The organism is Ferruginibacter sp., from assembly GCF_049840995.1.
Classification (GTDB): Bacteria; Bacteroidota; Bacteroidia; order Chitinophagales; family Chitinophagaceae; genus Ferruginibacter.
In genome coordinates this window covers 2,052,493-2,065,463 of the sequence record NZ_JASGIP010000003.1, presented here as the reverse complement: position 1 = coordinate 2,065,463, position 12,971 = coordinate 2,052,493, and the positions used below count along the sequence as shown (strand labels likewise).

At 40.6% G+C, this 12,971-nt stretch carries 13 protein-coding genes, 1 tRNA gene and 1 pseudogene; 4 read left to right on the top strand and 11 right to left on the bottom strand.

The genetic code is table 11. The annotated features are described in order from the left end of the window. Window positions 1–93 precede the first annotated feature (93 nt). From QM738_RS10600 to porV, 5 genes and pseudogenes are all read right to left on the bottom strand, one after another. The gene (locus QM738_RS10600) at window positions 94–918 is read right to left on the bottom strand and encodes a DUF4292 domain-containing protein (RefSeq protein ID WP_462276667.1); all 825 of its coding nucleotides are present in this window, start codon (window positions 916–918) and stop codon (window positions 94–96) included. Window positions 919–951: 33 nt separating this feature from the next. Further along, window positions 952–1,318 (bottom strand): annotated as a pseudogene (gene dut / locus QM738_RS10595) (dUTP diphosphatase). A 151-nt stretch (window positions 1,319–1,469) separates the two neighbouring features. Further along, window positions 1,470–1,955, bottom strand: a complete 486-nt coding sequence (gene ispF, locus QM738_RS10590; protein WP_462276666.1) for a 2-C-methyl-D-erythritol 2,4-cyclodiphosphate synthase — start codon at window positions 1,953–1,955, stop codon at window positions 1,470–1,472. Between the two features lie 104 nt (window positions 1,956–2,059). Beyond that, entirely contained in the window at window positions 2,060–2,446 is a 387-nt protein-coding gene (locus tag QM738_RS10585) for a PorV/PorQ family protein (protein ID WP_462276665.1), read from the bottom strand. Then, window positions 2,409–3,200: a type IX secretion system outer membrane channel protein PorV gene (gene porV / locus QM738_RS10580; RefSeq protein ID WP_462276664.1), complete on the bottom strand. Its 792-nt coding sequence runs from the start codon at window positions 3,198–3,200 to the stop codon at window positions 2,409–2,411. The genes QM738_RS10585 and porV overlap by 38 nt, the downstream gene beginning before the upstream one ends. 726 nt (window positions 3,201–3,926) lie before the next feature. Between porV and QM738_RS10575 the strand changes: the two genes are divergently transcribed. Together QM738_RS10575 and QM738_RS10570 are read left to right on the top strand one after the other, a co-directional pair. Continuing rightward, window positions 3,927–5,507, top strand: coding sequence for an SUMF1/EgtB/PvdO family nonheme iron enzyme (locus QM738_RS10575; protein WP_462276663.1), 1,581 nt, complete (start codon window positions 3,927–3,929; stop codon window positions 5,505–5,507). Between the two features lie 85 nt (window positions 5,508–5,592). Continuing rightward, window positions 5,593–6,870: a UDP-N-acetylmuramoyl-tripeptide--D-alanyl-D-alanine ligase gene (locus QM738_RS10570; protein ID WP_462276662.1), complete on the top strand. Its 1,278-nt coding sequence runs from the start codon at window positions 5,593–5,595 to the stop codon at window positions 6,868–6,870. A 25-nt stretch (window positions 6,871–6,895) separates the two neighbouring features. Here the strand turns inward: QM738_RS10570 and QM738_RS10565 are convergent, their stop codons facing one another. Further along, on the bottom strand, window positions 6,896–7,360 hold the full coding sequence (locus tag QM738_RS10565) for a hypothetical protein (protein ID WP_462276661.1): 465 nt from the start codon (window positions 7,358–7,360) through the stop codon (window positions 6,896–6,898). Window positions 7,361–7,505: 145 nt separating this feature from the next. Then, on the bottom strand, window positions 7,506–7,670 hold the full coding sequence (locus QM738_RS10560) for a hypothetical protein (protein WP_462276660.1): 165 nt from the start codon (window positions 7,668–7,670) through the stop codon (window positions 7,506–7,508). Window positions 7,671–7,988: 318 nt separating this feature from the next. Here QM738_RS10560 and QM738_RS10555 point away from each other — a divergent pair, with 318 nt between their 5' ends. Then, entirely contained in the window at window positions 7,989–8,630 is a 642-nt protein-coding gene (locus tag QM738_RS10555; protein WP_462276659.1) for a response regulator transcription factor, read from the top strand. Between the two features lie 195 nt (window positions 8,631–8,825). Then, window positions 8,826–9,473: a response regulator gene (locus tag QM738_RS10550; RefSeq protein WP_462276658.1), complete on the top strand. Its 648-nt coding sequence runs from the start codon at window positions 8,826–8,828 to the stop codon at window positions 9,471–9,473. A gap of 494 nt (window positions 9,474–9,967) precedes the next feature. Here QM738_RS10550 and QM738_RS10545 read toward each other — a convergent pair whose 3' ends face one another. The 4 genes from QM738_RS10545 to QM738_RS10530 all read right to left on the bottom strand — a co-directional run bounded on the left by QM738_RS10545 (window position 9,968) and on the right by QM738_RS10530 (window position 12,633). After that, complete coding sequence (locus tag QM738_RS10545; protein WP_462276657.1) at window positions 9,968–10,219, bottom strand: GlsB/YeaQ/YmgE family stress response membrane protein; 252 nt, start codon at window positions 10,217–10,219, stop codon at window positions 9,968–9,970. A gap of 54 nt (window positions 10,220–10,273) precedes the next feature. Then, entirely contained in the window at window positions 10,274–11,008 is a 735-nt protein-coding gene (locus tag QM738_RS10540) for a DUF937 domain-containing protein (RefSeq protein WP_462276656.1), read from the bottom strand. A gap of 662 nt (window positions 11,009–11,670) precedes the next feature. Continuing rightward, window positions 11,671–11,757, bottom strand: a tRNA-Ser gene (locus QM738_RS10535). A 108-nt stretch (window positions 11,758–11,865) separates the two neighbouring features. After that, on the bottom strand, window positions 11,866–12,633 hold the full coding sequence (locus QM738_RS10530) for a TatD family hydrolase (protein WP_462276655.1): 768 nt from the start codon (window positions 12,631–12,633) through the stop codon (window positions 11,866–11,868). Window positions 12,634–12,971: the final 338 nt, after the last annotated feature.

The window sequence follows — 12,971 nt, the reverse complement described above, 5'->3', positions numbered from 1 at the left end:
ATAGCTGAATGCGGGGTTTATCAAAAATAAATTGAAACAGGTAACTTATGCCGGCTTAATAACCCACACCTGTGTATAATTTAAAAGTAACGCTTACTTGCGTTTATAATTTTTTGGAACCTTGAATGTTATTGATAAATCTTTGTTAAACTCGTATTGCTTATAATTGAGCCTTATATCCAGTTTGTTTTTTTCTGATACCGTTATCTCCCTGTAAGTGGAGAATATCATACCGTTCTTATTTTCAAAATCATCGTAAGTAATATCTGCAGTACGGTTACGGTTCACATCCACATCATCCAGTTTACTATGCAGCAATACATTATTGTCGGACGAAAGCGTCAGCAGGTTTTTAAAATACTGCCCTAATGTTGATACCAGTATTTTGGAATCCAGTTTTTTGTATGAAACCACGCTGCTGTCGAGGAAGATGGGATTACCGATCAGCATATCCTGTATCGTTTGATAATCGAAAGGTATCTCTGTTACTTCCTGCAAATAATCCAGCGAGCGGTACTGCACTTCTTTATCTCTTATATTCATCAGTATCACACTATCTTTTGTTATCAGCAGGCGAAACACTTCCAGGTTAAAAATAGTGGCGGTTAACGACATCCAGATGGCGCTGTCCTTTACTACCCTAACCACTGCCGTTATATCGGGTTGTTTACCCTTACTATCTTCATACTCTACTTTTATTTTTGCATTAAAGGTCTTATAATCGATATAGTGACTCTTAAGGCCCGCCATCGTTTCTTTTATCTGTCTTACAGAATCTATTGAAGAAACACTGGGCGCTGTACTTACAACAGTGGTATCCCTTGTTGCAATAGCTTTATTAATGTGCTTGGTAGTGCGGCAACTCAATGTGAACAGCGTGGTGATAATGCCTATCGTTATAATGCTTATGTTTTTCATTAGTGCTTTATACTTTTATTTTACAGGATGAATTTATTTTACACCTGTGTGTCCAAACCCTCCGGCTCCTCTTACCGTTTCATTCAATTGCTGTACCAGAAATAATTCGGCCTTTTCTGTTTTTGCAATTACCATCTGGGCAATTCTGTCCCCGGCATTAATGGTTTGTTCCGTATTGCTCAGGTTGATCAGTATCACTTTTATCTTCGCCCCTGTAATCACTGTCGATGGTGCCGGGTGTATTTAAGCAGGTAATGCCCTGTTTAACTGCAAGGCCACTCCTGGGCCTTATCTGGGCCTCGTAGCCTGCAGGTAATTCAATATACAGTCCTGTGGGCACCAGGTTGCGTTCCAGCGGTTGTAACGTAACGGGTTGCTCTAAACTGGCCCGCAGGTCCATACCAGCCGATCCTTCGGTGGCATAAGTTGGTAAAGGATTATCAGAAGTGTTGACAATGTTGATGTTGATCGTTTGCATGAGCGCAAAGGTAGTGTTGTAGGTATAACGAAAATGGTAAACTGTGTTTTTTTAACTAAACAAACATAAAAAATCATCCGGGTTGTTTCGCAAGCAATACAGTGGCATAAGCCACCAAACCTTCTTCTCTTCCTACAAAGCCCATTTTTTCGGTAGTAGTGGCTTTTACAGAAACGTCTTCAGGTGTTACCTGCAGTATCGTAGCTATCACCTGCTGCATCTGCGCTACATAAGGTTTTATTTTAGGTTCCTGCAGGCACAAGGTACTGTCTACATTTACAATGTGGTACCCTTTTTCTTTTATGAGCGCAAAGCTTTTCTGCAGCAGTATCTTACTGTCAATATTTTTATACGCAGCATCCGAATCGGGAAAATGTGTACCGATATCACCCAGGCATAAAGCGCCCAGCATGGCATCGCAAACAGCATGCAGCAGCACATCGGCATCGCTGTGCCCCAATGCGCCTTTTGTATGAGGAATTTTAACCCCTCCTATCCAGAGATCCCTCCCGGTTACCAATTGATGAAAATCCACTCCTGAACCTATCCTGTAAGCCATTGATCGTTGTTTATCATTCAAATATCCTGCAATTTAGGATATGTACAAAACTAAAAGCGTCCTCAACAAGTTGAGGACGCTTTTAAAGTATATTTCAATGCTTATTATTTTGCTGCATCAAAGTCAAACACTAAACCAAAACGGTAAGTATTTGAAAGTGGGTTACGGTTAACACCACTGCCTGATGGGAATAAGTAAGCGAAGTTCAGTCCGAATACATTGTATTTTAAACCAGCACCTACTGAGAAGAATTTCCTGTTTCCTTTAGAAGGATTTTCGTAGAAATAACCAGCCCTGAAAGCAAACTGGTTGTTGTACCAGTATTCCATACCCAAAGCAAAGTTGATTTCCTGGATTTCTTCAGACAGACCATCAGGAGCATCGCCTAAAGATTTGATCCAGCTGCTAGGTACGCTCTGAGAACGGTATTTAGCAATAGCTGCTGCAGAAGTATCACCAGGAGTTGGAACCAGTAATTTGTGCAGGTCCAAAGCAAAAGTGATTCTTGTTGTCTTCGTCAAATACTTTTGTATATGCACCGCCGATACCTAAGTTGGCAGGGATATAATCTTTTTGAGTTGCATCGCTGGTGTAAGATATCTTAGCACCCAGGTTGCTTAAAGTAGCACCCCAGTTAAAACCTTCGCCATTTTCTTTAGCACCATGGTGGAAGAAGTGCAGGTCGCCTGCTACAGAACTACCGGCTTTATAGCTGGAACCGTTAACAGTACCGCTGGCCAGGTTAGAGTTGATATAACGTAAAGCAATACCTAAACTGTTTTTTGCAGAAAGTTTACGAGAGTAGCCCGCATCAAATGCAAATTCACGTGGACGGTAAGTTTGCAGGTCGTTACCGGCACCGTCAGTGAACTGGATACTACCTAGGCTGAAATACCTTAATGAAGCAGTGATTGCTTCGTTATCGCTTAATTTATAAAAACCTGCTAAAGAAGCCAGGTAAACATCATTTACAGATAAGTCCCTTAACCATGGAACATAGTTAATTGCAAGACCGTATTTGCTGCTGATATACGGAGTTTTAGCCAGGTTTGAAAAAGATGAGTTGGCATCCGGAGCTGTAGCAATAGCTGCATCACCCATACCACCACTGCGGGCATCTGGTGTAATACGTAAAAACGGAACTGCAGATGTTACAACGTTGATTTTTTTCTGGGCATTAGTTACAGTGATTGTTCCTCCCAGTAAAACAACTAAAGTAGTTAGTTTTAAAGTTACTCTTTTCATGCGTTTTGTTTTGTCTTGGTTAGGTAGAACTTACCTCAATAAGCGTTTAGTTTAATGGTTGTGTTATATTGTAAAAATAGTAGTTTTCTTGAAACGAACAACTAAATTATAAAATCTTGTTAAAAAAAACTGAAAAAACTGCAATTCAAAGGTAATGACTTTTGATTAAGCGGCAAAGCTGCCTGTTTCATTAAAAATGAGGTGCCTGGTTTTATCAGAGCGGACGTACCGGTTACAGGTACACCCTTTCAAACTAGCAAACGATATATGTTATCGATTATTGTTTGCAGAAAGATTAAAAAACAGTTTAAACCTGGTTTATTCAATCCAACAATAACCCAAATTTTGATTTCAGAGAACTAATATCGGAAAATAAATCTAATTAACCAGCCAATTGTGCAAAAATATTGATTTTTAACCCGTTTGACTGAAAATTCCGAACAGCAGACAGCCATTATTTCAAATTTGTTGCATCAACTAATTTATTATTCCATATTAGATTTAAAGTAATATTTTAATTTTTTCCATCCAGGCAATAAAAATGGCAACAAAACAGTTTCACTTGTATGATTTTTTAATAAACAGATTTTTTAAAATCATTTTAGTGGGTAAAAAAAAGGTGTTGGTAACCGGTATGTTGCATAAAATATTTATATTGCAGCCAGTACACCCCATATACAATAAAAAAGAAAACCTTTCGTTAAACAATTTGATAAACGAACGAACATGTTAAAACTACTTTCAGGTAAATCTCTCTTCCTAGTTACCGCAGCAGCACTTTCCTTGAGTGCCTGTAAAAACGGCGGTTTATTTAAAAAGAAACCTTCCAAATCATCTACCACCGGTTGGAATTATGATGATAAGAACATGGGTAATTTCCATGTGGCAAAGGTAAAGTATCCCAAAGCTGGTCCCGGCCTTGTTTTCGTACAGGGTGGTTCGTTTGTAATGGGTGCAAAAGATGAGGATGTAATGGGAGACTGGAATAATGTTCCGCGCCGTGTTACTGTTCCTTCCTTTTTCATCGACGAGACCGAAGTGGCCAACGTACATTACAGGGAGTACCTGTACTGGCTGGAAAACACTTTCTCAGGCGATACTTCTGTAATGAGAAAAGCACTGCCTGATACTTTGGTTTGGCGTGAAGAACTGGCTTATAACGAGCCTTACGTTGAATACTATTTCAGGTATCCATCTTATAACTACTACCCTGTTGTAGGTGTTAACTGGCAGCAGGCCCACGATTTCTGTATCTGGAGAACAGACAGGGTGAACGAACTGAACCTGATCCAGAAAGGCTACCTTAAAAAAGATGCCGCTAAAAAAGAAATGAAAGGCGCTGGTGCAGATGCCTTCAATACCGAAACATATTTAATGGCTCCAGATCTTATCCAGAGTAAGAATAAACCTAAAAAATCTGATCTGAAAGACGTGAACGGTAAACCAAGAGGTTTGGTGAAAATGGACGATGGTATCCTGAACATGGGCTACCGCCTGCCAACCGAAGCCGAATGGGAATATGCCGCTTATGGTATCTTCGCTCAGAACCCTTCTCCACGTAAAAAAGAAGGTAAATCCGGTGAAGAATTGTTGAGCAACCAGCAGATCTACTCCTGGAGCAACAACCCCAACGGGTTAAGGGATAACCGCCGCGGTAGCTGGCAGGGTAAATTCCTCGCTAACTTTAAACGTGGTAGTGGTGATAACATGGGTGTTGCCGGTGGTTTGAATGACCGTGCCGCTATCCCTGGCAATATCAAATCTTTCTATCCGAACGCTTTTGGCTTGTATAACATGAGTGGTAACGTAAGCGAATGGGTAGGTGATGTGTACAGGGCGCAAACTTCTTTGGACGGCCAGGATTTTAACTACTATCGTGGTAACAAATTCCAGCGTTACTATAAAAATTCTGCAGGCGAATACCAGAAAGACAGCGTAGGCGCTACAGAAGTAAACAGGCTTAAAAAAGTGGATATTTCTGATGATGAAGTTAAGAACCGCAGCAACTACCAGAAAAATAACGTGATCAACTACCTGGATGGCGACTCTGCCAGCGGTGTTTACTACGGATATGGTGTTTCTTCACTGGTGAACGATCAGTCAAGGGTAATTAAAGGTGGTAGCTGGAACGACAGGCCATACTGGTTATCTCCGGGCGCACGCCGCTTTATGCAGGAAGACCAGGCTTCAAGCACTGTTGGTTTCCGTTGCGCTCAAACTTATCTTGGACCACCGGAAGGACCTGGCTTTAAAGAAGGTAATATCTTCGGCAGCCGTAAACAGAATTCAAGAAAAAAGAAAAAATAATTTCGCTTACATAATTCAAAAGCGCTTCCATCTGGAAGCGCTTTTTTTATTGCGCTGTTAACCACATCTATAGTATTTTTGAAACATGCAAATAGAAGAACTATACAAGATATTTTTACAATACCCTTCGGTACAGACAGATACCAGGAAGTTAAAGACCAACGATCTGTACTTTGCTTTAAAGGGCCCTAATTTTAATGGTAACAGCTTTGCACAAAAAGCCCTGGATGCAGGCGCTGCATACGCAATTGTAGATGAACCCACCGATAGTATAAAAGAACGTACCATACAGGTAGAAGATGTGTTGACCACCATGCAGCTGCTTGCCAAACATCATCGTCAGCAATTCAATATTCCGTTCATTGCAATTACCGGTAGTAATGGTAAAACAACTACCAAGGAATTACTGCACGAGGTTTTGAACAGCACTTATAAAACCTATACCACCGAAGGCAATCTTAATAATCATATCGGTATTCCTTTAACCATTTTAAAAATAAAAGCCGATGCAGAAATGGCTTTGATAGAAATGGGCGCCAATCATCAAAAAGAAATAGAAAGCTATTGCAAGTTCACTTTACCTACGCATGGCCTCATCACCAATTGCGGTAAAGCCCACCTGGAAGGTTTTGGTGGTGAAGAAGGGGTAAGAAAAGGCAAAGGCGAATTGTTTGATTTTTTAAGAGCTAACAACGGCACTGCATTCATCATGCACGATTACGTGTACCTGCAGGAAATGAGTCATGACATTGCAGTTGTAAAAACATACGGAACCAGGGATGCAGAAATTACCGGCGAAGTAAAAAGCAGTACAGAATTTTTAGAAGTGGCTGTTACCAAAGGCGCTGCTATTAAAACCATCAAAACGCAATTGGTGGGAGAATATAATTTACCCAATGTGCTGGCCGCTATTGCAGTTGGAAAATATTTTAATGTTGCTGATGAAAAGATACAATCGGCGCTGGAACATTATACGCCCAGCAACAGCCGCTCGCAGCTGATACAAAAAGGAAGCAACAAGATCATCCTGGATGCTTACAATGCCAACCCCACCAGTATGAAAGCCGCCATAGAAAATTTTGCAAAGATGGAAGGCGGCAATAAAGTTTTATTACTTGGTGGTATGATGGAGCTGGGCAACGAAAGCCTTAAAGAACACGAAGGCATTATTCAAGTGATTGATGCGCATAAATGGAAAGCAGTTGTTTTAGTGGGTGGTGATTATCACAAACTGCAACACAGCTATATTAATTTTGCAAACAGCCTGCAGGCCAAGGAATGGTTCGCACAACAGCATTTCAGCGATGCTGAGATATTGATCAAAGGCAGCAGGAGTATGCAAATGGAAAAGGTATTGGAATAACTTTTTCCATCTGCAAAAAATATTTTTAGAAAGTATAACGTATACCTAATCCACCCCAGCTACCTGTAAAGCCCCTGCCGGTGCCAAATTCAAAAGACGGTTGCCAGTCCAGGGAAAGGTTGAGCGGTGCATTGTTCACCTTGTAATCAAGCCCCAGTACACCATCCACGCCGGCAAAACTACCACCGCCATATTTAGTATTGTAAAAACCGATATGAACACCGGGACCAATGTACCATTTTAAACCGGGTGCATCCGTTATATCAAAATGCAATTCGTACAAACCGGTGATACGGGTACCATGGCTCCAGAAATACCCGATACCTTCCAGCGCATCCCTGTCGTTTATAAAATGCTTGAGTGTGATACCGCCGCCATCCAGCACTTTAACACCCAGTGCGGTGCTGTAGCTGCGCCCCATACTTTGCGCATTTGAATAAGATGTAAAAAAGATGAAGGCAGCAATAGCCAGGATAAGGTGCTTTTTCATAATGCTGTTTGTTTATTGTTCAATTAGTTATAAAAAACAACACTTGGCAATAACTATACCAGTTTTACTATCACAATGATCCTGTCTACAGAAAAAAAATAAACGCCGCTGGGGATGCGGCGTTTCGGTAAGCTCTTTAAATTTTCTAAGGGGTATGGATCAAAGGGGTTTTCATATTATATTGGTTAAAAACGGGCGGCAGTTGTTGATGATATTTTTTGCTGGTATCACCGGCATTGATATTGTCAGTAACTGTGATACAAAAATGCGTAATGCCTGCAGTAAAATTGCCCCATGATATTATCGTCATCACCAGTAATTTTTTGGGGGATTGTTACCTTTATACATACCTGTAATAGCAAAATAAAAAAGGCCGGTAGAAACCAGCCTCGCTTTTCTGAAACAAACCTCAAATAGAGGTTAAACTATATTGATAAATTATTTTAGTCAGATCAGTATAATACTGTAATTACACCCTCAGTAAATACACTGTAAATTTGCGCCTATTGCCAGAAAGAGTTCCCAGTTAATTTGTTTAAACTCCCCCCCTAATTTAGGTGGGTGTTTAAATAAAGCTGGTTTAGTATCCGTATGTTTGATCTTTAGGATCATACTTAAAGGATATATAATGACGATTGTATTGATTGATGATCATATCCTGTTCATAGAGTGTTTAAAGAACTTATTAAAGCAGCATGGTTACAGTGATGTAACAATTTATTCAAGCGCCGAAATATTTATAAAGGAACACAGTACACAGGCGCCTGATATAATAATTGCCGACCTGATGATGCAGGGAATGAACGGCCTGGATTTCCTGGAAGCCTGTCGCACTATATACCAGGAAAATGCAAAGCGGATGATACTCTCCAGCATTACAGATGTGCAAACAATAAGACAGGCTATCAGGGCGGGCGCCCTTGCCTATTTATCCAAAAGAGTTTCGGTGGAAGAATTGCTGGATGCTGTAAATACCGTTTTCAGCGGTAAACAATACATTGAAAAAGCATTGCGCTTAAGCCTGCTTAACAGCATCTTTTCCGAAGAAAAGATCATCTTTCATCTTTCGCCAAGGGAAAAAGAAGTATTGAATAAAGTTTGCGGAGGATCAACTATTAAAGAGATCGCACAGGTACTGCATTTAAGTGTGCATACGGTACAGTACTATCACCGTTGCGTGATGAATAAACTGAAAGTAAAGAGAACGGCCGACCTTATTGTATTTGCCATGCAAAATGGCTTATATATACCAGAAGTAAAAAGCAGCTAAGCTGTAAAACCTCCCTTTGTTATAACCATGCATTCATAAGCATCGCCTTTTGCCGGCGTTATGCTGTATATTTTATTTGCCCCGGCCAATAGTACGATATACCGGGGTAGTAAACATTAACTTGCATTTTATCATTAGTTTTTTTAAATTAGTATTGCTTGCATCATATTCATTAACCGCTCAGTTTATACCGCTATGTTCATTGCCTTAGTAGATGATCACCCCCTTCTTACTGAATCAGTAAAAAGTATGTTGTTATTACAGCCGGGTATCGGCCAGGTTAAAACCTTCAATAACGCTGATATTTTTCTTTCTGAAAAAATGGTACCCCTGCCCGATATCATTATTTCGGACCTGATGATGCCTGGGTCCAATGGCATTAAGCTTATAGAAATTGTACGAAAGCTTTACCAGGATAAGATCAAGATACTGGTATTGAGCAGTATCACCGATGTGCAAACTGTAAAACAGGTAATACGTGCAGGAGCCAATGGCTATCTGTCAAAATCATCGCCGCTGGAAGAATTGCTGGAAGCCATCTATGAAGTGAAGGACGGGAAACAATACATTTCCAAAAGTCTAAGGGACAGTATGCTCAATACCATGTTCACCGAAGAGCAGGTGATCTATCATTTATCGCCCAGGGAAAAAGAAGTGCTGCACAAAGTATGCAGTGGCCTTACCATCAAAGAAATTGCTTACGATCTTAACCTGAGCGCTCACACCGTTCAGTATTATCACCGTTGTGTACTGAACAAATTAAAGGTAAAGCGCACGTCCGATCTGATCGTTTTTGCTATGCAGAACGGTTTGTACATTCCTGATATCAATACTAAAAAATAAAAAATCCGGTATAGAAATACCAGATTTTTTGTGACTTTGCTGTCACACAGTTTAAACCTTATCCTAATAAACCTTCTTTAGTTATGTTGCAGTATTGCTTTTTTTTAAAGCAACCTTACTATTATTTTCCTTTATTGTTTTCACAAAGATCAAGCGGTTGGCAGCTTATTCCCCACGTTATTTGCTGTGAACAAACCCCATAAATTTAGGGGGCTTCTTTACTTTTCTCTCCAGGATTTTATCGCTTTAAAAATTACCCGTTAAATAATTAGACGGCTTGTGTAAAGCAAGGGTTGCAGGTATAAAAAAATTATCTGCATATTTTTTTAACCGAAGTATTTTAAATTGTTTTTATTACATAACTATATAGTGTACACGAAATATGTAATTAAAAAAAAAGAGGGTTGAATATTCAACCCTCCTGCTTAACATTGCATAAGCTTTAACCTGTAAAGGTTGCGGATATTGGATCACCTCAAAAATGAAAAAACGATTTATCGGAGTTTGAAAACAAGATTCAGTATTGCCAGCAGGCCAACAGCGCCAATTGCTGCAGTAAGTATGTAACCTATTGGACCTCCACCGAAACTGATACCAAGCCTACCTAATAACCAATAGCCCAGCCAGCCACCGATGATACCCACCACTATATTTCCAATTATACCAAGGCCATTACCTTTAAAAAGCATACTGCCAAGCCAACCGGCTGCAGCGCCCAGGATCAAAGAAATGATAAACCCTTCCATAGTTTTAATTTTTAGTTTAAGAATAAGACAAGCATTGTTATATCGAATAAAATTTTAGCGGTTATTGGGTATGCTCACAGTTGTTTCCCGTACCGATTTATTCAGCAGTTTTTCGCTTTTTTTAATATCACTGTTATCAGGCTGGTTCTTATTAAGGATGAGCCAGCCGAAGAAGATCACCGATAGCAACATCATAGCTATACCGGATACCCAGCCTGCAGACAGCTTCTTTTTTTCTTCCTGCTCCAAATGCTCTTCTGCTATATGCTCCTCTTCTTCCACCAGTTTGATCCCTTCGGGCAGATCGTTTGCAAAACTGTTTTTGTTATAAGCCAGTAATGCTGCCAGCCAGGTGGAATTGGCATCGTTCTTTGTTTTTTGTTTGCCTATCAAGGCCAGAATAGCGGGCAATGCAGCTGAGATCAGTGCAGTAACTGATGGATATTTTATACCGGAGTAGGTTGCAATTGTTTCAATGATCTCGCCTGATTTTCTGCCGAACATATCGCTCAATAAAAACAGGTAGGATCCTGTGCCCTCAGCAAGCGCTGTTGCTGTATCATCCAGCATTCCCTGTTTATAGGCATCGGTGGCCCTTTGCGCAATATCTGAAGCGCCATACCAGGTAGCTGCTTTTTCAGCCAACCCATACAGCATGGTAGGTATAATTACATTCAATGCCTTTTGCAATCCCTGTTCTTCTTCATTTAACAGCAAGGATGCTCCCGCAATTTTTTCGCTTGTAAAAATGCTTTTTGATGATTGTAAAAGGTCGAATGATGGTTTCATTGTTACCGGGTTTTAAAATTACCGGGAACAGGCCCTTACCTCCTGCTCCCGGCCAGACATTACTTTCGCTTTGCCCGTATTGTATTTATGCAAAACACCTGGCAGGAACAGGCTTTCTTTTCAGAAGCCCTTTATAATAACCAGGGATCAGCCATGCCTATACTAAAATTCATTTTCTTGTTAAATACTCAAAACATTCCTGCAGTGTTTTGCTGTATACCTGGTTAAGATGTGGCTCAGTGTTTAAGCAGTACAAAATTGTAAGAAAGCGTTGTTCTATTTACCCGCAACTTGCAGGTGATAGTCCCCCTTATTTTAGGGGGATTTTATTGCAGTTGGTTTCTCATCATTAAAAAAATGCCAGAGATAAAGATCTCCGGCAAGTTACCTCTGAAACCACAAGAAATGGACCAGGTTCATCAAGAACTTGATCATACTTATATGACGATAATGAGTAAAAATGGTTGCATGAAAGGAGTAAAATAAAAAGTGAGACGAATATTCGTATATTCTACACCGTTACTTAACTGAAAAACTTTTAAATATTCTTATCGAGGTGGTCTAATAAAAAATCCTTCGACAAATGAAGGATGGAATGATAATATTTTGCGGAGATGACAAGATTTCCCGATGTATCGGGACGATAACGTTTTGTTATTTTGCGGAGACGGCGAGATTCGAACTCGCGATAGAGTTTCCCCTATACACACTTTCCAGGCGTGCTCCTTCAACCACTCGGACACGTCTCCTTTTGTAAATTTTCCCTAACCTCACTTTTGCCCCAAGGATCGAGACTAATTCAACCACTCGAAACAATTCCCTCTTTTTTTGGGAGGGCAAAAATACGGTTTCAGCTTTTAAATGCCGAATATTTTTTGGGCGTTGGTGGTGGTTATTGCGGCAAGTTCTTCGGTGGTAATGCCTTTTACCTGTGCCAGTTTTTCCACTACATATTTTAAGTAGCTGCTTTCGTTTCTTTTGCCTCGGAACGGCACCGGTGTAAGGTAGGGCGCATCGGTTTCCAGCACCAGGTATTGGGTATCTATCTTTTCTATTGCCTCTGCAAGGCCGGAATTTTTATAGGTTATCACCCCCCCGATGCCCAGGTAAAAGCCCATGGCAGTAATTTCCAGCGCATCCTGGTAATTGCCGCTAAAGCAGTGAAAGATGCCTTTAAGGCCACGACCGGTATATTCTTTTACCAGTGCAATGGTTTCGGGCATGGCATTGCGGGTATGTATCACTATGGGCAGGTTGTATTGCAGGGCCCATTCCGCCTGTATCCTGAACGCTTCGTATTGCTGTGCAGTAAATGTTTTATCCCAGTAAAAATCCAGGCCGATCTCCCCTACTGCCACAAAACTTCTTTTGTCCAGCCATTCTTCCACCTGCTGTAGTTCCTGCTTGTAGTTCTCTTTTACATAGCAGGGATGCAGGCCCATCATGGCGATACATTTGCCGGGATATTTTTCTTCCAGCGCTATCATGTCTTTATGTGCTGTACTATCTATTGCCGGTAAGTAGAATCTGCTCACACCTTCATGGGCGGCACGGTCCATTACCGCATCCAGGTCTTGCACAAACTCTTCCGAATACAGGTGGCAATGGGTATCTATTATGTTCATGCTGTTATTTGAACTGCAAATCTCTTTAAAAAACCTCAACAATGCTTTAAACTCTTTACTAAAGGCATGGTCATAGGCAGGTATTCATATTCACCTTTATTTTAAAACATTTGTTATCAAAAGCGATCTGCCATATAAGTGGCAGATTGCCTGTATGGCACCAGGGATAACGAAAGGCATATAGGCCCCTGCGACCCCGGTAGCCTGTAATTATGTAACCGCTCATCAAAAAAGTTTACTTCTTTAAGGGCAAGATACATTGAACAGCAGATCGGCTGAAAGCCTTGCTGGACTAAGCTAAGAGGGGTTGTAAGATGCTTACGTCCGTGTAAATTCAT